This is a genomic window from Streptomyces sp. NPDC005722 (genome assembly GCF_040630935.1).
In the GTDB taxonomy this organism is placed as follows: Bacteria; Actinomycetota; Actinomycetes; order Streptomycetales; family Streptomycetaceae; genus Actinacidiphila.
The window spans coordinates 1-23,879 of sequence record NZ_JBEXYN010000074.1; the positions used below are offsets into that span (position 1 = coordinate 1).

Consider the following 23,879-nt stretch of genomic DNA (forward strand, 5'->3'; position numbering starts at 1 on the left):
GTCTCGTAGGCGATCGCGGTGGTGCCGGACTCCAGCAGCGCGTCGGTGCACTCGCGGGACGCGGCCAGGTGCAGGTAGGTGAAGAGGGTCTGGCTGCGTACCTCGCCGAGCCGTCCGGACACGGTGCGGACGGGGGCGGGGGCGCCGGGCCGGTACGGCCGGTCAGCGGCCTAGCTAGGTCGTGTCGTCAAATGAGCTCGCATGTGACGACACGGCCTGGGGTCAGCCGAAGGTGAACGAGTAGGCGCTGAGCCCGGGCGAGAGCCTGAGCTCCAGGACGCCCTGGCGGGACGACCCCCCGCTCACCACACGGCGGATGCCCGGGGCGCCGGAGACGGAGAAGGTGCTCGTCCGCCCGTCCAGGGTCGCGGTGACGGTTCCGGTGCCGCCGACGTCGAGGTAGACGTCGCGGGCGAAGAAGTCGAGCGTGATCCCGGCGTCCCGCCCGCTGGTGACCGCCTCCTCGCCGGCCCTCCACGTCCCGGTCAGGGCGGCCTGGCCGGGAAGGAGCCCCTGCGGACGGGCGAACTCACCGCTCCCCGTCGTCACGGGCCCGTTCACCACGGCGGCGCTGCGGCCCGCCCCCAGCGGGATCTCGGGGGTCTGCCTCCGGTCGGTCGGGGTGCCGTCGGGCACGTCCGTGGGGGGCGGCAGCGCGGCGCCGGGACGGGCGTCGGCGAGCAGTCGCCGGATCAGCGACTCGGTTCCGCCGTAACCGCCCTCGCCGACGGCGACGTGCCTGACCCTCCCGCGGGCGTCGATCAGGTACTGCGTGGGCCAGGCCTGGTTGCCGAAGTTCTCCCAGGTCTCGTACGCGTTGTCCAGGGCCACCGGGTACTCCACGCCGAGCCGCCGCGCACCCGCCGCGACGTTGCCGGGGTCGCGCTCGAAGGCGTACTCGGGGGTGTGCACGCCGATCACCACGAGGCCGTCGGAGCGGTAGTTCTCGTACCAGGCGTCGACGTGCTCGATGGCGCGCTGGCAGTTGATGCAGGAGTAGGCCCAGAAGTCGACGAGGACGACCTTGCCGGCCAGCGCCCCCTTCGTGAGCGGCGCGTCCCGCGGGGTGTTGAGCCACTGCTGGATCCCGGATATCTCCGGTGCCGCACCGCAGTCCAGGAGGACGGCCGCGGGTTCCGCCGCGCAGGAGGCCAGGTCCCGTGAACCGGAGGAACCGTGCCCGCCGGGGAGCCCGGGGCCGGCGATCGCGTCGTTGACGCGGGAGGTGTAGTCGGGGACGGCACGCTGCACGACGTCGGTGAGGTTGAAGGTCAGACCGAAGGCGAGCGCGACGAAGGTCAGTCCGGCGGCGAACCGCACCCCGCGCTGCCGCTCGCGGAACGCGCGCACCCGCTCGCCCACCCGCCGGCCGGCCAGCGCGAAGAAGAGCAGCGGCACCGCCGTGCCGACCGCGAAGGCGACGGCGAGCACGACCGTCCCCGGGCCGATCCGGTGGGTGGCGCCGGCGACGGCGATCGCGGCCAGCACGGGACCCGCGCAGGGCACGTACACCGTCCCGAGCACGAGTCCCAGGAGGAAACCACCGCGCCCGCCCCCGACGCGCCGCTGCCCGATCCTCGCGAACGGGCGCTCCAGCAGGTCCTGCACGGCCGGGAACATCATGGCCAGCCCGAGCAGGAGCAGCACCCCGAGGCCCGCCCAGCGCAGGATGTCCGGCGGCACCGGCAGGGCGCCGAGCACGAGGGTGCCGAACAGCGTGATGAGGCTGAAGCTGACGACCAGTCCGGCCATCACGGCGTACGGCCGGCCCCGGCGCGCCGGTTCCGCTCCCTGCCGGGAGGCCGGGACCCCGCCCGAGAGGAAGACCAGGGGCAGGACGGGGAGCACGCACGGGGAGACGGCGGTGACGAAGCCGCCGACCAGCCCGATGAGCAGCAGCGTGAGCAAGAGGACCTCCGGACGGGGCGGTCGGGGACGACCTACCCCTGGGGAACGGCGCGTGCCGGGACCCGGGGGTCCGGCCGGCGCGGACGAACGGTGCCGCCGCGCCGGGCGGCGACGGGCAACGGCCTCAGGCGGCGGTGGCCCCGACGGTCGCCGGGATGGCGAGCGCCGTGGAGCGGGGGCGGATCCGGTGGGCGCCGACGCCGAGTTCACCGGCGGCCTCGAGGCGGAGCACGGCGCTCAGGCCGTACTCCCCCTGCCCCTGCCGTTTGTGGCGGGCGACCCCGGCGACGGCGGCCACGCCCCGCACGCGCACCGTGCGCCGTGCGGCCGTGATGCCCACCGCGTTCAGGATGCAGGAGACCCGGTCGGCAGCGAGCAGGTGCCCGGGGGTTGGTGTGAGGTCGAGGGGCCCGTCGGCGGACGCCGCGCTGCCTTCGCTGCGCCCCCCTCCGGTGGCGGTGACGACCGCGGTGCGGTTCGTCTCGGTCACATCGGTCCCTCTCTCTCGCGTCATCCGCGCTGATCCCGGACCAGCCATCACCCGTCGGGATGGTGACGACCCTGACAGAGGTGCCGTCACCTGTCAAACAGGTGACGTATGCCTCACACCCCTCCAGCAGTGAGACGAATCACCCCCTTGACAGGTAACACTCGAGGGGACATCGTCAAGGAGAACGAACACCCTGCCCGCGGAGGAGACGACGCGATGCCGCCCACGCAACAGAAGACCCCCGACGCCGCCGCGGCGGCGCGCAAGGCCCGCTTCGGCAAGCTGCCGGAGCGCGTCCGGCCGGAGCAGATGATCCAGGAGAGCCAGGTCACGGCACCCGACCCGGCCAGGAACGTCTACGCCGCCGACGAGTGGCTCGTCCGCTACTGCCTGTGAGACCGGCCGGCCGCCGCACCGGCCGGGAAGACGGAGGTTCCCCATGCGCATCCCCAAGCCGCTCCTGGCGGCGTCCCTGATGGTGCTCGCGGCTGCCGTGAGCGTCGCCTGTTTCGCGCAGGTCGTCTGAGCACCCGCCCCGACCCGCCACACCACGCCGGCCCGCCTCGACCACCGTCGGGGCGGGCCGGCGCCGTCCCGTCCGGAACTCCGCCGACCTCACGGACGGCGGCGCTTGACGCGTTTGAGACGACCGGTCATATTGGTTTGGACGCAGGCCGCCCCTCGCTCCGGCGCGAGGTGCGCGGCCTGCGTCGCGGCCGGGCGCCGCCGCCCCCGTGGCGCACCGACCTGGCCGCCCCCCACCCCCACCGGTCGACCCGTCAGGAGAAACATGTCCACGTACCGCGCATTCGAGGTCACAGGCGCCCGCACCTTCGAGCTCGTCACCCGCGAGGTCGTCGCCCCGCCCGCCGGGCACGTCCGGCTGAGGGTGGAGAGCTGCGGTGTCTGCCACACCGACGCGCTCGCCGTGGAGGGCCTGCGGGCCGACCCCTCGCGGCCGGTCGTCCCCGGTCACGAAGTCGTCGGCGTCATCGACGCCGTCGGCGAGGGCGTGACCACCTGGAGCGTCGGCGACCGGGTCGGCGTGGGCTTCCTGGGCGGCCACTGCGGCGAGTGCACGCCTTGCCGTCGCGGCGACTTCGTCAACTGCACCGACCAGTCCCAGGTCGGCACCACCACCGACGGCGGTTACGCCGAGGTGCTGATCGCCCGCGGCAGCGGCCTGGTCCGGGTGCCCGACGAGCTCTCCCCCGCCCTCGCCGCCCCGCTGCTCTGCGCCGGCCTCACCATGTTCAGCGCCCTGCGCCGGCTGGACGTCCGCCCCGGCGGGCTCGTGGCGGTCCAGGGCATCGGCGGCCTCGGCCACCTCGGCCTGCAGTACGCCGCCCGGCTCGGCTACCGCGTCGCGGCTGTCGCCCGCGGCCAGGAGAAGGAGCGGCTCGCCCTCGAACTCGGCGCGAGCCACTACATCGACAGCTCGGCGTCGGACCCCGGGGAGGAGCTCCGCAAGCTGGGCGGCGCGGACGCCGTCGTCGCCACGGCGACGAGCGGCACGTCGATGACCCCGCTGGTCCCCGGGCTCGCCCCGCGCGGGCACATGGTCGTGGTGGGCGCCTCCATGGAACCGATCTCCGTGACCACGCCCGACCTGATCTTCGGTTCGCGCGCCATCAGCGGCGTCCTGACCGGGTCCGCGATCGACAACGAGGACAACCTCGACTTCAGCTCGCGCTCCGGCATCCGCCCGATGATCGAGACGATGCCGTTGTCGCGCGCGCCCGAGGCGTACGCACGCATGATGTCCGGCGAGGCCCGCTTCCGGGTCGTACTGGACGCCGCCGCCTGACCCGGAGGGCCGTGCCCTGCCGGGTGTATTTTGGACAGCAGGGAGACGACCGGCCATATTGCGGTGCGGAAAAGGTGGTGTCATGGCCCGGCAGAGCATGCGCGAGGCGATCGTCGACGCGGCGGTCGCGCAGTTCCACGCGAAGGGGTACAACGCCGCGGGCGTGAAGGACATCACGGACGCGGCCGGAGTGCCGAAGGGGTCGTTCTACAACCACTTCGACAGCAAGGAGTCGCTGGCCCTCGTCGCGCTCGACCGCTACGGCGCGGGCCGCCGGTTGCACGAGCTGACGGAACCCGGCACCCCGCCACTGGCCCGGCTGCGCGCGCACTTCGAGCTCCTGCGCGACGAGACCGTCGACGCGGGCTTCACCCGCGGCTGCATGTTCGGCAACTTCGGCACCGAGATCGCCGACCACAGCGAGACGCTCCGCGAGGGCGTCCGCGTGTCGCTCGGCCACTGGGCGTCGTTGATCTCCGGCACGCTCGCCGAAGCACAGCGGGCCGGCGACCTGCGGGCGGACCTCGACGTCGAGCGGACGGCCCGGTTCGCGCTGAACGCCTGGGAGGGCACGCTGATCGCCGCCCGCTCCGGCCGGTCGGGCGAGGCCTTCGAGGACTTCTTCGCCATGGTCTTCGGGACACTGCTCGCACCCCCGGCGGCCGCGTCCTGACGCGTGACGACGGGACGGTGCCGCGCGCTCCACGGCGCCCGGCACCGTCCCGTCCGCGTCCCCGCCCGTCCGCGAACCGCGGGGCGCCGGCCGTGCGGGCCCAAGTGGGGCCGCCCTGAACCCGGTTGGTGCGCGGGGGCGGTCGCGGCGTCCGCGCCGCGGGCCACAACCCCCCGATTGGCCCTGGCCGCCCGCGCACGCACCTCCGTACGCTCGCGACATGCGGATCCGTATCGTCGACGCCTTCACCGACCGCCCCTTCGCCGGCAACCCCGCGGGCGTGCTGCTGCTGGACACGGACAGCTTCCCCGAGGACGGCTGGCTCCAGCGGGTGGCCGCGGAGGTCAACCTCTCCGAGACCGCGTTCGCCCATCCCACGCCCGCCGCCCAGGACGCGGACTGGGCCCTGCGCTGGTTCACCCCCAGGGCCGAGGTGAACATGTGCGGGCACGCCACCCTCGCCACCGCGCACGTCCTGCACGGCACGGGCGCCGCCCGCGGCCCGGTGCGGTTCAGCGCCCGCTGCGGCGTCCTCACCACGACCGCCGCCGACGACGGCACCATCACCATGGACTTCCCGGTCGCCCCGCTGACCTCGGCCGTGGTCACGGGCGAGATCTCCGCCGCGATCGGGGCCGACGTGCTGTCGGTGCACGAGACCGGTGACGACGTGGGCGACCTGCTGGTGGAACTGGTCGACGAGAAGACGGTCCGGGCGCTCGCCCCCGACATCGCCGCCGTCGCCGCGCTGCCCTCCAAGCGCGGACTCATCGTGACCGCGGCGGCCGAGTCCCCGGCGATGACCGGCTACGACTTCGTCTCACGCGGCTTCTTCCCGGCCGTCGGCATCGACGAGGACCCGGTCACCGGCAGCGCCCACACCGCCCTGGCGCCGTTCTGGTCGCGCCGCCTGGGCCGCGACGAACTCACCGGGCTGCAGGCCTCCGCACGTTCCGGCCTGGTGCGCACGGTGCTCAGCGGCGACCGGGTACGGCTGAGCGGCCGTGCCGTCACCGTGATCGACGGCGAACTGCACGCCCACCCCTGAGCCGTACGGACCTCAGGCGGTCGGCAGCCACCCCACCTTGCCGGCGAGCAGCGCGTAGCCCACGAAGGCCACGATGTCGATGAGCGCGTGGGCCGCCACCAGCGGCCCCACCCGGCCCCAGCGCCGGTAGAGCAACACGAAGACGACGCCCATCGCCATGTTGCCGATGAGCCCGCCGATGCCCTGGTAGAGGTGGTACGAGCCGCGCAGCGCGCTGCTGGCCACCAGCGCGCCGACCGGTGTCCAGCCCAACTGGCCGAGCCTGCGCAGCAGGTAGCCGACGACGACGACCTCCTCGAGCACCGCGTTCTGGATCGCGGAGGCGATCAGCACGGGGATCTTCCACCAGACGTCGGGCAGCGACTCCGGCACCACCGTGAGGTTGAACCCGGAGGCGCGCGCACCCAGGTAGAACAGCAGCCCGGTGCCGCCGATGGCCGCGGCCAGGGCGGCGCCGCGCAGCAGGTCGGTCCGCGGGCGGCGCAGGTCGAACCCGATGGCCGGCATGCCCGTCCCCTCACGGGCCAGCAGGTGGGCCACGAGCGCGACCGGGACGAGCGCGGTGGCGACGCCGAACAGTTGCCAGGCCAGGTCGAGCCACGGCCGGCCCGGGGCGTGCGAGCCCACGAGGGTGGCCGCCTGGTCCTTGAGGCCCCCGGGCCTGGTCACCGAGCCGATGAAGCTGATCAGCGCCGAGAGCGCGCTGGCCCCGAGCGACAGGGCGAGCACCAGGAGGGTCTCACTGCGCAGGGTGCGCGGGCCGAGCCGCTCCACCGCCCCCGACCCGCCGGGCTCCACCGGATTGCTGTTGACTGATGCCTCCACCCGCGCCATCCTGCCTCATCCGCCCGGCGGCACGGGCGGCGGCTCAGCGTTCCAGCGGCCACTCGTGCACGGGGGCGCCGGTGTGCATCAGCTCGCAGTAGCGCAGGGTCATCGCGGCCAGAGCCCGCTGCCGGTCCAGTCCGCGGTCCAGCTCCTGGTGGAAGGCGACGGCCTGCCACTCGGCGCCGTTCATGCGGGTGCGGCAGCGGCCCTCGATGATGCCGAGGTAGTGGTCCCGGTCCACCGGGTCGATCCCCCAGGCGTCCAGTCCCGCGGACGCCATCGGCAGCAGCTCGTCCAGCACGAGTTCGACGGCCCCGACCTCCACGAGCCCGCTGCCGCGGCCCTGCCGGGGCCAGGTGAGGACGGCGTCGACGCCGTGCCGGCACGCGGCGTCGAAGTTGGCCGCGGCGGCCGCGAACGGCAGCCGGCCCCACACCGGGCGCGAGGCCTCGGCGAGGGAGCGCACGAGCCCGTAGTAGAAGGCGGTGTTGGCGAGCACGTCGGCGACGGTGGGCCCGGCGGGCATCACCCGGTTCTCCACCCGCAGGTGGGGCACCCCGTCGACGACGGCGTACACCGGCCGGTTCCAGCGGTAGATCGTGCCGTTGTGCAGCGTGAGTTCCTTCAGCTGCGGCACCCCGCCCTCGTCGAGGACGTGCAGCGGGTCCTCGTCCTCGCAGATGGGCAGCAGGGACGGGAAGTAGCGCACGTTCTCGGCGAACAGGTCGTACGCCGAGTCGATCCAGCGCTCGCCGAACCAGGTCAGCGGGCGTACGCCCTGGGCCCGGTGCTCCTCGGGGCGGGTGTCGGTGGCCTGCTGGAAGAGCGTGGGACGGGTCTCCCGCCACAGTTCGCGGCCGAACAGGAACGGGGAGTTGGCGCCCATCGCGACCTGGGGGCCGGCCACCACCTGTGCGGCGTTCCAGACCGCGGCGAAGCGCGCGGGGGTGACCTGGAGGTGCATCTGCATCGAGGTGCACGCGGCCTCGGGGGCGATCGAGCCGGAGACGCAGGTCAGCCGCTCCACGCCGGAGATGTCCAGGGTGATGTCCTCGCCGCGGGCGGCCAGGATGCGGTCGTTCAGCAGCATGTAGCGGTCGACGCGGGAGAGGTTGGCACCGACCAGGTCCTGGGCGCCGAGGGTGGGCAGGATTCCCACCATCACGATGCGGGCGCCGACCTCGCGGGCCTTTCTCTCGGCATATCCCAGGCCCATGCGCAACTCTTCGGCGAGCCGGTCGAGGACCCGGCCGGAAAGCCGGTGCGGGGCGATGTTCACTTCAATGTTGAACTGCGCCAGCTCGGTCTGGAAATCACGGCTCGCGATGCGCTCGAGGACCTCCTCGTTCATCATGCGCGGCAGCCCGTCGCGGTCGGTGAGATTCAGTTCGATCTCCAGCCCCATCAGATTGCGGGGACGGTCGAACCTCTTCTCCTCCAGCAGTCGCTCCAACCCCAGCAGGCACTGCTTCAGCTTCCGTCGGTACCGCTGGCGGTCGGCCAGGTCGAACCCCGTGGCCGCGACCTTTTCCCCCATCGGAGGTCCTTCCTCGAGTGGGCCGTGATCACATCATGCCCAGCCCTGAGATCGATAAGGCCCCCGGCGCCGCCCCCGAACCGCTAAGCTGGCCACGAGCACCGTCTCGCGGCACATTCCGGGGGCATGTACGGAATTCACATGCCGACGGTGGCCCTCTCGTGAAAAACACCGACGAGATTCAGCCATCCGCAGTAACGCGGAAAGCGCAGTTCACGACGTCGGCGACGGTCCAATCGGGGAGCTATTACCTGTCCAGGGTGACCGGGAACCGCCTTGCCCGTAATATCACTGACGGCTAGATGAAACACTGCGCGAACACTCCTCGTATATCCTTCGTTCACAGGCAGAGCTTCCGCGACCCGCCGCGCGCCCGCGACGCTTCCGGCCACGGGAAGGGATCCGCATGCCCATGCTGATTCCGTACGTCGCCGCCCCCACGCGCCCCGGGGATCCGGGCTGTCCCGGCCTGCCGCCGCAGTTCCATCAGCTCCACCGCTGACAGCGCTGTCCGCACCCCGCCGAACACCCCCCGTGTCTCCTCATGAGAGGCCGCCCACCATGCCGCTGCAGGTAGCCCCAGCCCCCGCTCCCGCCCTGCGGAGCGTTCTCGCCGCCCTGAGTTCCCCCACCGCCGTCCGCGAGGCCCGCACCCCCTCGCTGCGCAACGCCACGGGGCCACTGGTCGCCGAGCACCCTCTCCCCCTGCACGTCCTCGACCCCGTGATCACCGAACCGGGAGGACTGCCCCGGGCGCGGCTGACCGGCTGGCGCTTCCACATCCGGGCGGGCGAGAAGGTGGCCGCCGCGGGCGAGACCGTCGACACCCCGGACGGCTGGGCGTTCTCGCACTTCTGCGAGGGCCCGTACCTCGCGTCGACCGAGCGCGCGTTGCGCCAGGCCGACGCGCTCACCACCCCCTACCAGCCGCACCTGCTCTCGGTACCGGGGCTCTACATGCTGACGCTGTGGCTGCACGGGGACCTCTCGGCCGACGCGGGCTCGGCCCAGCCGGCCCACTCCGACCTGCTGATCCCGCTGGCGCCGGCGCCGCCGGGGATCGCCGCACACCGCATGCACCGGCTCTCGGACCTGGTACCGGTGCTGACCCTGCGGCTGGCTCCGCCACCCCTGCTCGGCACCACCGCCTGAGGCTCGCGGCTGGGGCGACCTCGCACGCCTCCGTGACCGTCCGGTCACGGAGGCGTTGCTTTGTCCGGGCAACCGCCCGCGAGAGTGAATGCGTCCCCAACTAACGAGGACAGCTCACGCGAAATCCCTGCGGAAATCCCTCAGTAGAGCAACACTGGGACCGACCGACTGAACGGGGGAGCGGCATGACTGAGGTTCCTACCCAAGGCAGCCGTACTTCACACCACTCGCAGCGAAAGACGTCGTCCATGTGCCCGCACCAGCCGCAGTGCCCGTCCGCCGGCAGCCCCGACCGCGAGGCCGCCCACATCACGGCCAGCCACCCCGAGCAGGGCTGGAGCCTGCTGTGCAACGGCGTCCTCCTCTTCGAGGACACCGGTGAGCTCCTCCCCGACGGGCGGATCATCGCCCCGCACCGTCCGCTCGGCAGCGGGCACATCGTCACGGCGGCGTGACCGGGCCGGGAACGACAAAGGGCCGACCCCGCTGGAGCAGCGGGGCCGACCCTTGAGCGGTGTCAAGCGCCCTTACGCGTCGTACTCGTCCAGCGGCGGGCAGGAGCAGACGAGGTTGCGGTCGCCGAAGGCGCCGTCGATGCGGCGGACCGGCGGCCAGTACTTGTCCGCGGCCGACACACCGGCGGGGAAGACCGCCTCCTCACGGGAGTACGGGTGCTCCCAGTCGCCGCCCAGGGCCGCCGCCGTGTGCGGGGCGTTGCGCAGCGGGTTGTCCTCCTTGGGCCACTCCCCCGAGCCGACCCGCTCGATCTCGCCGCGGATCGCGATCATCGTGTCGCAGAAGCGGTCCAGCTCCGCGAGGTTCTCGCTCTCCGTCGGCTCGATCATCAGCGTCCCGGCCACCGGGAACGACATCGTCGGCGCGTGGAATCCGTAGTCGATCAGGCGCTTGGCGACGTCGTCGACCGTCACGCCCGTCTCCTTGGTCAGCGGACGCAGGTCGATGATGCACTCGTGCGCGACGAGCCCGCCCGGGCCGGTGTAGAGCACCGGGAAGTGCGGCTCCAGGCGCTTGGCGATGTAGTTCGCGCTGAGCACCGCGACCTGGGTGGCGCGCTTGAGGCCCTCGCCGCCCATGAGGCGCACGTACGCCCAGGAGATGGGCAGGATGCCGGCCGAACCCCACGGCGCGGCCGAGATCGGGCCGACGCCCGTCTCCGGGCCCGCGGCCGGCTGGAGCGGGTGGTTGGGCAGGTACGGGGCGAGGTGGGCGCGGACCGCGACCGGACCGACGCCGGGGCCACCGCCGCCGTGCGGGATGCAGAAGGTCTTGTGCAGGTTCAGGTGCGACACGTCACCGCCGAAGTGGCCCGGCTTCGCCAGACCCACCAGGGCGTTGAGGTTGGCGCCGTCCACGTAGACCTGGCCGCCCGCGTCGTGCACCGCGGCGCAGATGTCGCCGATGTGCTCCTCGAAGACACCGTGCGTGGAGGGGTAGGTGACCATGAGCACGGCGAGCTCGTCGCGGTACTGCTCGATCTTGGCGCGCAGGTCCTCGACGTCGACCTCGCCGTCGCCGGCGGTCTTCACGACGACGACCTTCATGCCGGCCATCACCGCGCTGGCGGCGTTCGTGCCGTGCGCGGAGGACGGGATGAGGCAGACCGTGCGCTGCCCGTCGCCGTTGGCCCGGTGGTAGGCGCGGACGGCCAGCAGGCCGGCCAGCTCGCCCTGGGAACCGGCGTTCGGCTGCAGGCTGACCTTGTCGTAGCCGGTGACCTCGGCGAGGCGGTCCTCCAGCTCGTGGATGAGCGTCAGGTAGCCCTCGGCCTGCTCGGCGGGCGCGAAGGGGTGCAGCTGGCCGAACTCGGGCCAGGTGACCGGCTCCATCTCGGTGGTCGCGTTGAGCTTCATGGTGCAGGAGCCCAGCGGGATCATGCCGCGGTCCAGCGCGTAGTCGCGGTCGGCGAGGCGGCGCAGGTAGCGCAGCATCGCGGTCTCGGAGCGGTGCTGGTGGAAGACCGGGTGGGTCAGGTAGTCCACCTCGCGCTCAAGGCCCGCGGGCAGCGCGTCCTCGGTGGCCGCGTCCAGGGCCTCGACGTCGCCGCTGACGCCGAAGGCGCCCCACACGGCGGCGAGGTCGGCACGGCCGGTGGTCTCGTCGCAAGCGATGCCAACCAGGTCGGCGTCGACCTGGCGCAGGTTGACCCCGGCCTCGCGGGCGGCGGCCACGACCTCGGCGGCCCGGCCGGGCACACGCGCGGTGACGGTGTCGAAGAAGGCGTCCGTGGTCACCTCGACGCCGCCGGCGCGCAGCCCGGCGGCGAGGACCGCGGCGTAGCGGTGGGTGCGGCGGGCGATCTGCGCCAGGCCGTCGGGGCCGTGGTGGACCGCGTACATGCCGGCCATGACGGCGAGCAGCACCTGCGCGGTGCAGATGTTGCTGGTGGCCTTCTCGCGGCGGATGTGCTGCTCGCGGGTCTGCAGCGCCAGGCGGTAGGCCCTGTCGCCGTCGGCGTCGACGGAGACGCCGACCAGGCGGCCGGGCAGGCTGCGGGCGTGCGTGTCGCGGACGGCCATGTAGCCGGCGTGCGGGCCGCCGAAGCCCATGGGCACGCCGAAGCGCTGGGTGGTGCCGACGGCGATGTCGGCGCCGAGCTCGCCGGGGGAGGTCAGCACGGTCAGGGCCAGCAGGTCGGCGGCGACGGTGACGATCGCGCCGAGCCCGTGGGCCTGCTCGATGACCGGCTTGAGGTCGCGCACGGCACCGGAGGCACCCGGGTACTGCAGCAGCACGCCGAAGACACCGCGCTCGGCGATCTCCGCCGGGATGCCGTCGGCGAGGTCGGCGACGACGACCTCGACGCCGGTGGGCTCCGCGCGGGTCTCGATCACGGCGACGGTCTGCGGGAAGGTTTCCGCGTCGATCAGGAAGACGCCGTCCTTGACCTTGCCGACCCGGCGGGACAGGGCCATCGCCTCGGCGGCCGCGGTGCCCTCGTCGAGCAGCGAGGCGCCCGAGGTGGGCAGCCCGGTGAGGTCGGCGACGACCGTCTGGAAGTTCAGCAGGGCCTCCAGGCGGCCCTGCGAGATCTCCGGCTGGTAGGGCGTGTACGCCGTGTACCAGGCGGGGTTCTCCATGACGTTGCGCAGGATGACCGGCGGGGTGAAGGTGCCGTGGTAGCCGAGGCCGATCATCGGCCGCAGTACCTGGTTGCGGTCGGCGAGCGAGCGCAGCTCGGCGAGCACCTCGGGCTCGGTGCGGGCGCCGGACAGACCGAGCGCCTCGGCGCTCTTGATGGTGTCCGGGACGGCGGCGGCGGTCAGCTCGTCCAGCGAGCCGTAGCCGACCTGCGCGAGCATCTTGGCCTGCGCACCGGCGTCGGGCCCGACGTGACGCTGCTCGAAGGGGATGCCGCGCTCCAGCTCGGAGAGTGGGATGCGGTTGGCGGTCATCAGCGGAGGCCTCCTGGTCTGGCGCGACACGGCCTCCCCCTCTGTCATCTGAACCTGAGAGCTTCACCGTCCCGCACGTGCCGGGACGGCTTTCACCGTCGGTGAGGAAGTGGCCGCGCACGGTGCGTGCCGCCCTTTCCTGCTTTCCAGAGTGACCTCACCCATGCGGTACGGATGCCTGAGAGATTCCGGGGAGGGTTTGCTCCTTCGGCGCCCGGCGGGCGGTTCCCCGCGTGCCAGGACTCTCCCGCAAGGGGTCAGCAGCCGCTGTCAGCGTACCAGCGCGGTCCGGTGACGGGTCATGTGACAGCCGCCACCTTTCGTGCCTAAATAGGATTAATCGCGACCAGTTGGAGGGACCGTGCAGACCGGTATCGATCCGCGCAGCCTCATCGGGCGCAGGGCCTTCGACCGCAACGGGATGAAGATCGGCACGGTCGACGAGGTGTACCTCGACGACGCCACCGGGGAGCCCGAATGGGCCGCGGTGCGCACCGGTCTCTTCAGCCGCGACGCGTTCGTGCCGCTGGAGCCGAGCGAGTTCACCGGGGAAGAGCTGCGCGTGCCGTTCGACAAGGCGCTGATCAAGGACGCCCCGGACTTCGGAGTGGGCCGGCACCTCTCGCCCGAGCAGGAGCTCCAGCTCTACCACCACTACGGCATGAGCGGGCCCTCGCTGTCCGGCCCGGTGCCGGAGCCCCCGCCGGACCGCGACTTCGGCACGCTGGCCGGCGACAGCTGACGCGGGAGCGCCCGCGGGCCCGGTAACACCAGGGGGAGCGGCTCGGACGGTTCCAGCTCCGGGTCCGTCACCGCGAAGGTGCGCACCCGCCCCGGCACCATCGAGCCCGGCTCCTCGAAGCGGACGGTGACCCTGCCGACCCCACTGCCCTGCACCCACCCCGCGCCGTACTCGCGGTGCCGTACGTCCTGGCCCGGCACCCAGCGCCGCTCCTCCGGCGCCGGCTCCCGGACTTCCTCCGCGGGCCGCTCCGGCGCCCCCTCGGACGGGCCCGCCTCCTGGCCGCCCGCCGCCTCCTCCTCCCGCTCCGCCGCCTGGGCAAACAGGTCCTCCTGCGTGAAGTCGGCGAGCCCCGCGACACCGACCCCCAGCAACCGGACGCCGCCCGTGATGTCGACGGCCTCCAACAGCCTCGCCGCGGTCTCCCGGACCACCGACAGGTCGTCGGTGGGGGCGCGCAGGGTCTCCGAACGGGTCAGCGTCGTGAAGTCGTACCGCCGCACCTTCAGCACCACCGTGCGGCCCGAGCGGCCCGCGGAGCGCAGCCGGCGCACGCAGCGGTCGGCCAGCCGGTCCACCTCCAGCCGGACGCGCACCCGGTCGGTGAGGTCGACGTCGAAGGTGTCCTCGACCGAGATCGACTTGCTCTCGCGGTCGGCGACCACGGGGCGCTCGTCGATGCCCAGGGCCATCCCGTGCACATGGGCGCCGTGCGCCTTGCCGAGCAGCCGGACCAGCTCGGCCTCGCCCGCCTCCACCACCTCGCCGACCGTGACGATGCCCGCACGCCGCAGGTGCTCGGCGGTCGCGGGACCCACGCCGGGGAGCGTGCGCACCTGCATGGGGGCGAGCAGTTCCCGCTCGGTACCGGGCTCGATGACGACCAGCCCGTCCGGCTTGGCCTGCTCCGAGGCGATCTTGGCCAGCAGCTTGGAGCCCGCGAGCCCCACCGAGCCCGTGAGCCCCGTCGCCGCCTTGATGTCCGCCCGCAGCCGCTCCCCCACCGCGCGCGGGTCGTCCGCGATGCCGCCCGCCTCCAGGTCGACGAAGGCCTCGTCCAGGCTCAGCGGCTCGACCAGCGGCGACAGTCGCGACAGCAGTTCCATGACGACGTCGCTGATCTGCCGGTAGACGGCGAAGCGCGGCATGAGGTAGGCCGCGTTCGGGCACAGCCGCCGGGCGTGCGCCATCGCCATCGCCGAGTGCACCCCGTACACACGGGCCTCGTACGACGCGGTCGCCACCACCCCGCGCAGCCCCACGCCCCCCACGATGACCGGCTTCCCCCGCAGACTCGGCTTCGCGGCCTGCTCGACGGCGGCGAAGAACGCGTCCATGTCCAGATGGAGGATGACCGGCGCGCTTCTCACAGTCACCGATGGTGCACCACAGGTCCGACATCCGCCGTACACGTGTACGGCGGACGGGTGGGCGCGGCCGGTTCCGGCCGGTCAGCCCGCGCGGTTGCGGCGCCGGGCCAGCTCGTCACCCGGGTTGTGGCCGACCAGGGTCTCCCCGGTGTCGACCCGCTCGGAGTGCAGTTGGGACAGGGCGGCCTCGACGTCCCGCCACACCACGCCCACGGCGATCCCGAAGATCCCCTGACCGCCCTTGAGGAGGTCGACGACCTCGTCCGGGGAGGTGCACTCGTACACCGTCGCGCCGTCGCTCATCAGCGTCATCCGGGTGAGTTCCGCGGGCGCGCTGGACCGCAGGTGCTGCACGGCCGTGCGGATGTTCTGGAGGGACACGCCCGTGTCGAGCAGCCGCTTGACGATCTTGAGGACCACGACGTCCCGGAAGCTGTACAGCCGCTGCGTCCCCGAGCCGTACGCGGGCCGGATGCTGGGCTCAACGAGCCCGGTCCGCGCCCAGTAGTCCAGCTGCCGGTAGGTGATGCCGGTCGCCGCGCAGGCGGTGGGCCCGCGGTAGCCGACCGTCTCGCCCGCCCCCTCCGGCGGTTGTCCCGAGGTGTCGCCCGAACCCCCTCCGGGGGGCGTCGCGGCGTTGCGGGCCAAGGCCCCGCGCATCGGATACGGGCCGCCGAAGGCCGTACCGTCGCCGGTGCTTCTCACGCCGACCTCCCGTCCCTTCGCACCCCTCAGGGCACGCGCACGTGCCATCGGGACTTTCCTTCTCGACGGTAGGCAGTCACTCCGGGTGCGTCAACGATCGCCACGCTCGGCACGCCGAGTGATATCAACCCCAGAGGTGGTTTCCCGTGTCCATACCGGGGGTAAGGCTGCACGAATGGCCAGGGCGGGCCTCACTGGCTGCTGGTGCCGAAGTCCTCGGGCGAGATCTGGTCGAGGAACTCGCGGAACTTCTCGACCTCGTCCTCCTGCTCGTCGGGAATGGCGATGCCGGCGTCGTCCAGCACACCGTCGCTCCCGTAGATCGGGGTTCCGGTGCGCAACGCGAGCGCTATGGCATCCGAGGGACGCGCGCTCACCTCCACGCCGCTGGCGAACACCAGCTCGGCGTAGAAGACGCCGTCGCGCAGGTCGGTGATCCGGACCTCGGTCAGCGTCTGGCCGACGGCCTCGAGCACGTCCTTGAACAGATCATGGGTCAGCGGCCGCGCGGGCGTCATGCCCTGTTGCGCGAAGGCGATGGCGGTGGCCTCCCCCGGCCCGATCCAGATGGGCAGGTAGCGGTCGCCTCCCACTTCCCGCAGGAGCACAATCGGCTGGTTGGAGGGCATTTCGACCCGGACACCCACGACGTCGAGCTCGTTCACACAGCAACCCTAGGCCGTGCCCGGCCGGTTTGGGTAGTCGGGACGGGCCCGGCCGGCCGCCGACCGGGCGTGTCCTGGCCACGTCGGCTCAGAAGAGCCGCACCCTGAGCGCGGACTGCACCAGTGCCGCGTGCAGCCGTACCGACAGCGCCGCCAGCTCCCGCGCCGTGGCCTCCGCGTGCGTCCTGGTCTGCGGATTGCGGTGCCTGCGCAGCGGCGCGACCACCTGCTCCACCAGGCCGGCCTCACGATCGGCGGCGGCCTTCACCGCGCGCAGATGGCGCGGTTCGAGCCCGAAACGGCCCAGATCGGCCACGATCTTGGCGATGTTCACCGTTTCGGCGTCGTAGTCGCCGTCAGGACCGGTCTCCACCAGCCCGTACGCCTCCCACTGGGCGAGTTCGCCCGCTTCGGCGCCCGTGGCGGCCAGCAGCTCCTCCCGGCCGATGCGCAGCGCCGCGGGTGCCTCCCGCTCCACCGGACCGACCTCGATCAGCTCCCGGGCCTCACTGGAGGCCGGGGCGGGCAGCGGCAGCGGCTCGCCCCGGTCGAGGGCGTCGAGGTGCTCGCGGATCACTTTGAGCGGAAGATAGTGGTCGCGCTGCATGCGCAGGACGTGCCCGAGCCGTTCCACGTCCCGGACGGTGAACTTCCGGTACCCCGACGGGGTGCGCTGCGGCTCCACCAGCCCCTCCGCCTCCAGGAAGCGGATCTTGGAGATGGTGACCTCGGGGAACTCCTCCCGCAACTCGTTGAGCACCGCTCCGATGCTCAGCATCCGGTCGTCCGCGGTGGCGGTGCCGTTGCCGGCACCGCCCGACGGTGTACGAAGCATGAACCTTCCCTCGCGGGGGTCAGGCGCCCCACTGGCTCGCGTAGAAGACCAGTCGGTACTTGCCGATCTGTACCTCGTCGCCACTGGACAGGGTCACCGAGTCGATCCGCTCGCGGTTGACGTAGGTGCCGTTGAGGCTGCCGACGTCGGCGACCGTGAAGGAACCGTCCTGCTGACGCCGGAACTCCACGTGACGCCGAGAGACGGTGACGTCGTCCAGGAAGATGTCGCTCTCCGGATGACGGCCGGCCGTCGTGAGCTCACCGTCCAGGAGGAAGCGGCTCCCCGAGTTGGGACCCCGGCGCACCACCAGCAGCGCGGAGCCCGGGGGCAGCGCGTCGACGGCGGCCTGGGCCTCCGGGGACAGCGCCGGCAGCGTGGTCTGTCCCGTCGCCTCGGCCTCGTACGCCTCGATCCCCGAGATGGAGATCGTGGACGTCGTCTCGGAGGCACGCTCGGACGGCACCCCGGCACGCAGCGGCGCGCCGCAGTTGGAGCAGAAGCGGCTCGCTTCCGCGTTCTGGAACCCGCACCGCGTACAGACCGGCAAGGACCCTCCACCCGTGCTAGAGGCTGATGGTTGCTGGAAACCTATGCGCCCCGCAGCCGCAGGGTCAACAGAAACCGCACCAGGACCGCCCGAAATGTCACCGCCCGGAGCAGCGGTCTCGTCACGGAACAGCGGGCGCTCCTCGCCCGGTCCCTCCCCCTGCGCGTGCCGCGGCGCGCGGTGACGCGCCGTGGGGCTGTCACCAGCCGGACGCGAACTCTTGCCGAACCACTTACCGAACAACTTCACGGGCGATTCCCCTTGAACGACACAGACCCGCCCGTGGGGCAGGACGAACCCTCAGTCACGACGAACACACAGTTTCTCTCACGCACCACCCCAACGGTGCGGCGACCCCCCGCATTCTCCTGCTCTCCCCCGCATACCCCACTCGCCCCCGCATCACCGGGTCGACGACTGAGCGTAGTCAGGCTGCTCCGACGGCCGCAAGGCGTCGACAACGATCTTCTCCGATCGCGCCACGTCCGCTGTGGCCTGCTCCTTCTCCAAAGTCTGTACCACGCCGCCCGGGATGTTCAGGGCGGGTTCAAGATCCTGTGGATTGCCGATGACCTTGAAGCGGTAGGGCGCGTTCACCTTGTGCCCGTCGATCTGCACACCGCCGCCCGAACCCTGGGTGAAGTACGTGTCGGCCACGACCCGCACGTCGTTGATCTGGATCGCCTCCGCGCCCGCGGCGCGCAGCTCCTGGAGCGCGTCGAGCAGCATGTCGGCCTCGACCGCGTCCTCGGGGTCCTCGATGGTCAGGGTGATCCCGGGACCCTCGACGGCGACGGTGCCGGCCAGCACCCCGAGCTGCTCGGCCTTCTGCTCGGTCTGCTTGCGGGCCTCCTCGGCCTGGTCGGAGCTGTTCTCCAGCTCCGTGCGCTGCTCCTCCAGGCGCCGGCGTTCGTCGCCCAGCCGCTGCGAGCGGTTGTCCAGCTCGTCCAGGATGCGCACCAGGTCCTCCTGGCGGGCACCGCGCAACGCGCTGGTGTCACTGGTCGAGCGGACCTGGATGGCCAGGCCGAGACCGAGCACGAACAGCAGCAGGGCGACGATCAGCTGGGCCCGGGACACCCGCGGCGGCCACAGCCCGGCCTTGAGCCGCTGCCGGCCCGTCGCGGTGGGCGCCGACGCCTCGAGTTCCCGCGGCTGTTGCTGCCGGACCGGCGCGGAGGGCCGCTCCGGCGCCGGCCCGGCCGGCGGCATCGGGGCGGCGGCGGGCAGCTCCGGGCGCTGCGGCCGGAAGGGCTCCGCGGGCCTGCGCGGCTCCTCGGGCCCTTCCGGAGCGCCCGGGCGCTCCGGGGTCTGGTCGTTCTCGTCGCTCATCGTGCTGTCACGCCCGGAAGACATGGCGGCGGATCGCCGCGGCGTTGGAGAAGATGCGGATGCCGAGGACGACGACCACACCCGTGGAGAGCTGCGCACCCACGCCAAGCTTGTCGCCCAGGAAGACGATCAGCGCGGCCACGACGACGTTGGACAGGAAGGAGACCACGAAGACCTTGTCGTCGAAGATCCCGTCGAGCATGGCCCGCAGACCGCCGAAGACGGCGTCGAGCGCGGCGACCACGGCGATCGGGAGGTAGGGCTCGACCACCGTCGGCACGACGGGGCGGACCACCAGGCCCACCACCACTCCAACGATCAGGCCCAGTACGGCGATCAATGCGTACCCTTCCCATTTCCGGATGCGCCCGGCGACGGCCCGGTCGACGGGACCGGGGTCGCGGAGCGGATGATCAGGCTAGGAGCCGCGGGCAGTTCCAGCCTCTCCTTCTCGGAGACGCGCGTACGGATCCCGTAGTTCTCCTGCAGGACGTGCAGATACTGCCCGTCCGCACTGTCCCAGAAGGACGTGCTCAGCTTCTGCGGGTCCCCGATCGCAAGGACCGTGTAGGGCGGTACCAGCGGCCGGTTGTCGACCAGTATGGCGTCACCCGCGGCACGGATGGCCGACAGCGAGGTCAGCCGCTGCCCGTTGATGGAGATGGCCTCCGCCCCCGACGCCCAGAGCCCGTTGACGACGCGCTGCATGTCCCGGTCGCGGACACGGCCGGTGTCGGAGAAGTCACTCGTCGTGCGCGGGTCGTTGCCGCCGCCCGAGGAGGCCTCCTTGGCGTCGTCGACCTCCAGCCGGATCCCCGGTCCCGTGACGGGCGTGGCCCCGGCGAGCAGCGCCACGCGCTCCGCGTCGCCGTCCTGGGCCTTGAGCGCCTGGCGCTGCCTGGCCGCCACGTCGTCGCGCAGTTCGTCCACGCTCTTCTGCAGATCGTCCGCGGTGCGCGTCTCGGACTCGATGCGGTCGATGAGCTTCTGCCGCTCCTTGGCCAGCGTGGGGGCCGCCACCTGCGTCTGCGCCGCGCCTATGGTGACCACCACGGCGGCCAGCACCAGGCCCAGCGCGAGCACCAGGCGGCCCCGCAGCGTTCCGGGCAGACGGGACGTACCGGTCGCGCCCCGGCGGGCGGCGGCCTCGGCGTACCCGTCGTCGAGGCTGTGCTCCATGACGTTGGTCAGCAGCGACATGGAGGCGTCCGGGCGCCGGGTCACGGCCCTCCCAGGGGCGCTGCTCCGATCGGGGTGCTGCTGCGGCATGCCGCACATCGTCGCACGTCCCCGCCGCCGACCTCGAACGGGCCCCTCCCGACGCGCCGTTCATCGCGTCGGGAGGAGCCCGTCGACCGTAGACGATCGCGTCAGCGGCCCGCGCTGTCCACGATCCCCGACCACTCGTCGAGCAGTGCCTGTGCGGAGGCGTCGTCCGGGCCCTCCGCCCACAGGTGCGTGACCGCCTCGGCCGGGTCGGGCAGCACCATCACCCAGCGGCCGTCCGCCTCGACCACACGCACGCCGTCGGTGGTGTCGACGTTGCGGTCCCCGGCCTCCTCGACCACCCGGCGCATGACCAGGCCCTTGACCGCCCACGGCGTCGCCAGGTCCCGCTTGAGGACGTGGGCGCGGGGGATGCGGGCGTCGATCTGGCTCAGGGTGAGCTGCGTACGGGCCACCAGGCCGATCAGCCGCACGAAGGCCGCGGCGCCGTCGAAGACGCTGCTGAACTCCGGGATGATGATGCCGCCCTTGCCGTCCCCGCCGAAGATGGTGGTGTCCTGCCGGCCGACCCGGGTGAGGTCGTCGGGGGAGGTCGTCGTCCACTCCACCTGCGTGCCGTGGTACGCCGCGACCTGCTCGGCGATGCGGGTCGTCGTCACGGGGAGCGCCACCCGGCCGCTGCGGCGCTCGGCGGCGACCAGGTCGAGCAGGACCAGCAGGGCCCGGTCGTCCTCGATGATCTTGCCGCGCTCGTCCACCAGCGACAGTCGCTCGCCTACCGGGTCGAAGCGGACGCCGAAGGCGGCCCGCGAGGACGCGACGATCTCCCCGAGCCGCACCAGGCCGGCGCGCCGGCTGTCGGCGGTCTCGGTCGGCCGGGCCTCGTTGAGACCGGGGTTGATCGTCAGCGAGTCCACCCCGAGCCGGCCGAGCAGGCTCGGCAGGACCAGGCCCGCGCTGCCGTTAGCGGCGTCGACCACGACCTTCAGCCCGGACTCGGCGATGCCCGAGGTGTCCACGGCCCGCAGCAGCGCGCCGGTGTAGGAGTCGAAGACGCTCGCCGGGAAGTTCAGGTCGCCGATCTCACCGGGGAACGCACGCCGGTACTCCTGGCGCGCGAAGACCCGGTCCAGCTTGCGCTGACCGGCCGCCGACAGGTCGGCGCCGCGCTCGTCGAAGAACATGATGTCGACGGAGTCGGGGATGCCGGGACTCGTCCGGATCATGATGCCGCCGGCGCTGCCGCGCGCGGTCTGCTGCCGCGCCACGGGCATCGGCACGTTCTCCAAGTCGCGGACGTCGATCGCGCTGGCCTGCAGCGCCGAGATCACCGCGCGCTTGAGCGCCCGCGCACCACGGGAGTGGTCACGGGCGGTGGTGACGGTGGCGCCCTTCTTGAGCGTGGTCGCGTACGCGCCGGCGAGGCGCACGGCGAGCTCCGGGGTGATCTCCACGTTCAGGATGCCGGAGACACCCCGCGCGCCGAAGAGGTTCGCCTGGCCCCTGGACTCCCAGATCACCGAGGTGTTGACGAACGCGCCGGCCTCGATGGTCTTGAACGGGTACACCCGGACGTCGCCCGCGATGATCGACTCCTCGCCGATCAGGCACTCGTCGCCGATGACCGCGCCGTCGTCGATCCGCGCCGCGCGCATCACGTCGGTGTTCTTGCCGATGACGCAGCCGCGGAGGTTGGTCTGGGGCCCGATGTAGACGTTGTCGTGGACGACGGCCTTGTGCAGGAAGGCGCCGGACTTCACGACGACGTTGGAGCCGATCACCGTGTGTTCGCGCAGTTCGGCCCCGGCCTCGACCTTGGCGTAGTCACCGACGTAGAGGGGACCGCGCAACGTCGCGTCCGGGTGCACCTCGGCGCCCTCGGCGACCCAGACGCCGGGCGAGATCTCGAAGCCCTCGAGGTCGACGTCGACCTTGCCCTCGAGCACGTCGGCCTGCGCCTTGATGTAGCTCTCGTGGGTGCCGACGTCCTCCCAGTAGCCCTCGGCGATGTAGCCGTAGATGGGCTTGCCTTCCTTCATCAGCTGCGGGAAGACGTCACCGGACCAGTCCACGGACACGTCGGGCTCGACGTAGTCGAAGACCTCGGGCTCCATCACGTAGATGCCGGTGTTCACCGTGTCCGAGAAGACCTGGCCCCAGGTCGGCTTCTCGAGGAAGCGCTCGACCTTGCCCTCCTCGTCGACGATGGTGATGCCGAACTCCAGCGGGTTGGGCACCCGGGTCAGGCAGACCGTGACCAGCGCGCCCTTCTCCTTGTGGAAGTTGATGAGCTCGGTGAGGTCGAAATCGGTCAGGGCGTCACCCGAGATCACCAGGAATGAATCGTCCTTCAGTGCGTCCTCGGCGTTCTTGACGCTGCCGGCGGTGCCGAGTGGCTTCTCCTCGTTCGCGTAGGTGAGGTCCATGCCGAGTTCCTCGCCGTCGCCGAAGTAGTTCTTGACGAGGGAGGCGAGGAACTGCACGGTCACCACGGTCTCGGTCAGACCGTGCCGCTTGAGCAGCTTGAGCACGTGCTGCATGATCGGCTGATTCACGACCGGCAGCAGCGGCTTGGGCATGCTCGAGGTCATCGGGCGAAGGCGCGTACCCTCGCCGCCGGCCATCACGACGGCCTTCATGTCGGAAGCGTCCTCCTCAAAGAGACGACTGTCTTGCCGACGTCACCCGTGCTCTCTCTCACGCGGACCGTCGCGGTCCCCCGGACCGCCGGTCACGCGCGGGGTACCCGGCCGGAGGCTCTCCTGCCGGGTACGCGGGCTCAATCGGCCGTGGCGTCCGCCCTGACGAGTCGGCGGACCTGGACCACGTAGAGGATCCCTGCCCACCAATACAGCGTTGTACCCCATCCGGCGAACGCCCATCCGAAAATAGCAGCGAGCGTGTTCAGCCACCCGTCGCCGTCGCTCAGCAGCAGCAGGGGGAAGGCGTACATGAGGTTGAAGGTGGCGGCCTTGCCCATGAAGTTGACCTGCGGCGGACCCCAGCCGCGCCGGCGCATGACCAGGATCGTCACGCCCATGACGGCGTCCCTGGCCACCAGGATGGCCGTCAGCCACCAGGGTAGGATCCCGCGCCACGTGAGGCCGACGAGCGTGGAGACGATGTACAGCCGGTCCGCGGCCGGGTCGAGCACCCTGCCGAGGCTGCTGATCTGGTTCCAGCGGCGTGCGAGCTTCCCGTCCAGGTAGTCGCTGATCCCGCTGAGGGCCAGGACGAGCAGCGCCCAACCGTCGACCTTCGGGCCGCCGAACTCGGGCCACAGGATGAGCCACAGGAACACGGGCACGCCCAACAGCCGTGCCATGCTCAGGATGTTGGGGATCGTGAAGACGCGATCCGTCTGCACCCTTGTCTCCTGGACCTCCACCGGGGGCCCCTCCTGTTGAACGTACGCTCCGATGATTCCACCCGACCTTACATCAGGGCATGAAAAAGCCCGCCGCCGGGCCTCTCAAGAGGCTCCGGCGACGGGCGTATAAAGATTGTTCGGCGGCGTCCTACTCTCCCACAGGGTCCCCCCTGCAGTACCATCGGCGCTGAAAGGCTTAGCTTCCGGGTTCGGAATGTAACCGGGCG

General features: G+C 71.8%; 22 protein-coding genes, 1 rRNA gene and 2 riboswitches. Of the genes, 7 read left to right on the forward strand and 16 right to left on the reverse strand.

Annotated features, from left to right (window positions below):
* Window positions 1–222 precede the first annotated feature (222 nt).
* Window positions 223–1,908 (reverse strand): cytochrome c biogenesis protein DipZ, encoded by a 1,686-nt coding sequence (locus tag ABZ479_RS39865; protein ID WP_500466153.1) that lies wholly within the window; start codon window positions 1,906–1,908, stop codon window positions 223–225.
* 124 nt (window positions 1,909–2,032) lie between these two features.
* Window positions 2,033–2,398 (reverse strand): hypothetical protein, encoded by a 366-nt coding sequence (locus tag ABZ479_RS39870; RefSeq protein WP_500466154.1) that lies wholly within the window; start codon window positions 2,396–2,398, stop codon window positions 2,033–2,035.
* A gap of 216 nt (window positions 2,399–2,614) precedes the next feature.
* Between ABZ479_RS39870 and ABZ479_RS39875 the strand changes: the two genes are divergently transcribed.
* The 4 genes from ABZ479_RS39875 (at window position 2,615) to ABZ479_RS39890 (ending at window position 5,926) form a co-directional block, all read left to right on the forward strand.
* The gene (locus ABZ479_RS39875) at window positions 2,615–2,794 is read left to right on the forward strand and encodes a hypothetical protein (protein WP_500466155.1); all 180 of its coding nucleotides are present in this window, start codon (window positions 2,615–2,617) and stop codon (window positions 2,792–2,794) included.
* 394 nt (window positions 2,795–3,188) lie between these two features.
* A complete protein-coding gene (locus tag ABZ479_RS39880) occupies window positions 3,189–4,205 on the forward strand; it encodes an alcohol dehydrogenase catalytic domain-containing protein (protein ID WP_500466156.1) in 1,017 nt (338 codons plus the stop codon).
* An 82-nt stretch (window positions 4,206–4,287) separates the two neighbouring features.
* Window positions 4,288–4,878, forward strand: a complete 591-nt coding sequence (locus ABZ479_RS39885) for a TetR/AcrR family transcriptional regulator (protein ID WP_500466157.1) — start codon at window positions 4,288–4,290, stop codon at window positions 4,876–4,878.
* 220 nt (window positions 4,879–5,098) lie between these two features.
* Window positions 5,099–5,926: a PhzF family phenazine biosynthesis protein gene (locus tag ABZ479_RS39890; RefSeq protein WP_500466158.1), complete on the forward strand. Its 828-nt coding sequence runs from the start codon at window positions 5,099–5,101 to the stop codon at window positions 5,924–5,926.
* Window positions 5,927–5,938: 12 nt separating this feature from the next.
* On the opposite strand, the gene ABZ479_RS39895 is transcribed toward ABZ479_RS39890, so the two are convergent.
* Window positions 5,939–6,760, reverse strand: a complete 822-nt coding sequence (locus ABZ479_RS39895) for a CPBP family intramembrane glutamic endopeptidase (protein ID WP_500466159.1) — start codon at window positions 6,758–6,760, stop codon at window positions 5,939–5,941.
* 34 nt (window positions 6,761–6,794) lie between these two features.
* Window positions 6,795–8,291, reverse strand: a complete 1,497-nt coding sequence (locus ABZ479_RS39900; RefSeq protein WP_500466160.1) for a glutamate-cysteine ligase family protein — start codon at window positions 8,289–8,291, stop codon at window positions 6,795–6,797.
* Between the two features lie 561 nt (window positions 8,292–8,852).
* On the opposite strand from ABZ479_RS39900, the gene ABZ479_RS39905 reads away from it, so the two are divergent.
* Both ABZ479_RS39905 and ABZ479_RS39910 read left to right on the forward strand, forming a co-directional pair.
* The gene (locus tag ABZ479_RS39905; RefSeq protein WP_499611416.1) at window positions 8,853–9,443 is read left to right on the forward strand and encodes a hypothetical protein; all 591 of its coding nucleotides are present in this window, start codon (window positions 8,853–8,855) and stop codon (window positions 9,441–9,443) included.
* A gap of 248 nt (window positions 9,444–9,691) precedes the next feature.
* Complete coding sequence (locus ABZ479_RS39910) at window positions 9,692–9,898, forward strand: DUF5999 family protein (RefSeq protein WP_499611414.1); 207 nt, start codon at window positions 9,692–9,694, stop codon at window positions 9,896–9,898.
* 72 nt (window positions 9,899–9,970) lie between these two features.
* Here ABZ479_RS39910 and gcvP read toward each other — a convergent pair whose 3' ends face one another.
* Window positions 9,971–12,856, reverse strand: coding sequence for an aminomethyl-transferring glycine dehydrogenase (gene gcvP / locus ABZ479_RS39915; RefSeq protein WP_500466161.1), 2,886 nt, complete (start codon window positions 12,854–12,856; stop codon window positions 9,971–9,973).
* A gap of 37 nt (window positions 12,857–12,893) precedes the next feature.
* A riboswitch (glycine riboswitch) is annotated at window positions 12,894–13,010 on the reverse strand.
* Between the two features lie 2 nt (window positions 13,011–13,012).
* A riboswitch (glycine riboswitch) is annotated at window positions 13,013–13,116 on the reverse strand.
* A gap of 101 nt (window positions 13,117–13,217) precedes the next feature.
* Here gcvP and ABZ479_RS39920 point away from each other — a divergent pair.
* Window positions 13,218–13,598 carry a PRC-barrel domain-containing protein gene (locus ABZ479_RS39920; RefSeq protein WP_018558702.1) on the forward strand — a complete coding sequence of 127 codons (381 nt, stop codon included), beginning with the start codon at window positions 13,218–13,220 and terminating at the stop codon, window positions 13,596–13,598.
* Here ABZ479_RS39920 and ABZ479_RS39925 read toward each other — a convergent pair.
* From ABZ479_RS39925 to rrf, 11 genes are all read right to left on the reverse strand, one after another.
* Window positions 13,511–14,968 carry a DNA polymerase IV gene (locus ABZ479_RS39925; protein WP_500466163.1) on the reverse strand — a complete coding sequence of 486 codons (1,458 nt, stop codon included), beginning with the start codon at window positions 14,966–14,968 and terminating at the stop codon, window positions 13,511–13,513. The two genes, ABZ479_RS39920 and ABZ479_RS39925, sit on opposite strands and share 88 nt — an antisense overlap.
* Window positions 14,969–15,049: 81 nt before the next feature.
* Window positions 15,050–15,673: a MerR family transcriptional regulator gene (locus ABZ479_RS39930; RefSeq protein WP_500466164.1), complete on the reverse strand. Its 624-nt coding sequence runs from the start codon at window positions 15,671–15,673 to the stop codon at window positions 15,050–15,052.
* Between the two features lie 191 nt (window positions 15,674–15,864).
* Window positions 15,865–16,338, reverse strand: coding sequence for a bifunctional nuclease family protein (locus ABZ479_RS39935; RefSeq protein WP_018558705.1), 474 nt, complete (start codon window positions 16,336–16,338; stop codon window positions 15,865–15,867).
* A gap of 88 nt (window positions 16,339–16,426) precedes the next feature.
* A complete protein-coding gene (gene ftsR, locus ABZ479_RS39940; protein ID WP_500466165.1) occupies window positions 16,427–17,173 on the reverse strand; it encodes a transcriptional regulator FtsR in 747 nt (248 codons plus the stop codon).
* 19 nt (window positions 17,174–17,192) lie between these two features.
* The gene (locus ABZ479_RS39945; RefSeq protein WP_499611472.1) at window positions 17,193–18,014 is read right to left on the reverse strand and encodes an FHA domain-containing protein; all 822 of its coding nucleotides are present in this window, start codon (window positions 18,012–18,014) and stop codon (window positions 17,193–17,195) included.
* A gap of 111 nt (window positions 18,015–18,125) precedes the next feature.
* Entirely contained in the window at window positions 18,126–19,055 is a 930-nt protein-coding gene (locus ABZ479_RS39950) for a DUF881 domain-containing protein (RefSeq protein WP_500466166.1), read from the reverse strand.
* Between the two features lie 7 nt (window positions 19,056–19,062).
* Complete coding sequence (locus ABZ479_RS39955; protein ID WP_003984969.1) at window positions 19,063–19,395, reverse strand: small basic family protein; 333 nt, start codon at window positions 19,393–19,395, stop codon at window positions 19,063–19,065.
* Window positions 19,392–20,333, reverse strand: a complete 942-nt coding sequence (locus ABZ479_RS39960; protein WP_500466167.1) for a DUF881 domain-containing protein — start codon at window positions 20,331–20,333, stop codon at window positions 19,392–19,394. The genes ABZ479_RS39955 and ABZ479_RS39960 overlap by 4 nt, the downstream gene beginning before the upstream one ends.
* A gap of 92 nt (window positions 20,334–20,425) precedes the next feature.
* A complete protein-coding gene (locus ABZ479_RS39965) occupies window positions 20,426–22,921 on the reverse strand; it encodes a sugar phosphate nucleotidyltransferase (protein ID WP_499611400.1) in 2,496 nt (831 codons plus the stop codon).
* Window positions 22,922–23,061: 140 nt separating this feature from the next.
* Window positions 23,062–23,670, reverse strand: coding sequence for a cardiolipin synthase ClsA (gene clsA / locus ABZ479_RS39970; protein ID WP_499611397.1), 609 nt, complete (start codon window positions 23,668–23,670; stop codon window positions 23,062–23,064).
* Window positions 23,671–23,787: 117 nt separating this feature from the next.
* Window positions 23,788–23,879: ribosomal RNA gene (rrf, locus tag ABZ479_RS39975) — 5S ribosomal RNA — on the reverse strand; the annotation flags it as partial.

Excerpts from the sequence above, each read along its gene's own strand:
- ABZ479_RS39890 (WP_500466158.1), top strand. The coding sequence starts at position 5,099 with ATGCGGATCCGTATCGTCGACGCCTTCACCGACCGCCCCTTCGCCGGC.
- ABZ479_RS39905 (WP_499611416.1), top strand. The coding sequence starts at position 8,853 with ATGCCGCTGCAGGTAGCCCCAGCCCCCGCTCCCGCCCTGCGGAGCGTT.
- ABZ479_RS39875 (WP_500466155.1), top strand. The coding sequence starts at position 2,615 with ATGCCGCCCACGCAACAGAAGACCCCCGACGCCGCCGCGGCGGCGCGC.
- ABZ479_RS39885 (WP_500466157.1), top strand. The coding sequence starts at position 4,288 with ATGGCCCGGCAGAGCATGCGCGAGGCGATCGTCGACGCGGCGGTCGCG.
- ABZ479_RS39910 (WP_499611414.1), top strand. The coding sequence starts at position 9,692 with ATGTGCCCGCACCAGCCGCAGTGCCCGTCCGCCGGCAGCCCCGACCGC.
- ABZ479_RS39965 (WP_499611400.1), bottom strand. The coding sequence starts at position 22,921 with ATGAAGGCCGTCGTGATGGCCGGCGGCGAGGGTACGCGCCTTCGCCCG.
- ABZ479_RS39950 (WP_500466166.1), bottom strand. The coding sequence starts at position 19,055 with ATGAGCGACGAGAACGACCAGACCCCGGAGCGCCCGGGCGCTCCGGAA.
- ABZ479_RS39960 (WP_500466167.1), bottom strand. The coding sequence starts at position 20,333 with ATGTGCGGCATGCCGCAGCAGCACCCCGATCGGAGCAGCGCCCCTGGG.
- ABZ479_RS39895 (WP_500466159.1), bottom strand. The coding sequence starts at position 6,760 with ATGGCGCGGGTGGAGGCATCAGTCAACAGCAATCCGGTGGAGCCCGGC.
- ftsR (WP_500466165.1), bottom strand. The coding sequence starts at position 17,173 with ATGCTTCGTACACCGTCGGGCGGTGCCGGCAACGGCACCGCCACCGCG.
- ABZ479_RS39880 (WP_500466156.1), top strand. The coding sequence starts at position 3,189 with ATGTCCACGTACCGCGCATTCGAGGTCACAGGCGCCCGCACCTTCGAG.
- ABZ479_RS39900 (WP_500466160.1), bottom strand. The coding sequence starts at position 8,291 with ATGGGGGAAAAGGTCGCGGCCACGGGGTTCGACCTGGCCGACCGCCAG.
- gcvP (WP_500466161.1), bottom strand. The coding sequence starts at position 12,856 with ATGACCGCCAACCGCATCCCACTCTCCGAGCTGGAGCGCGGCATCCCC.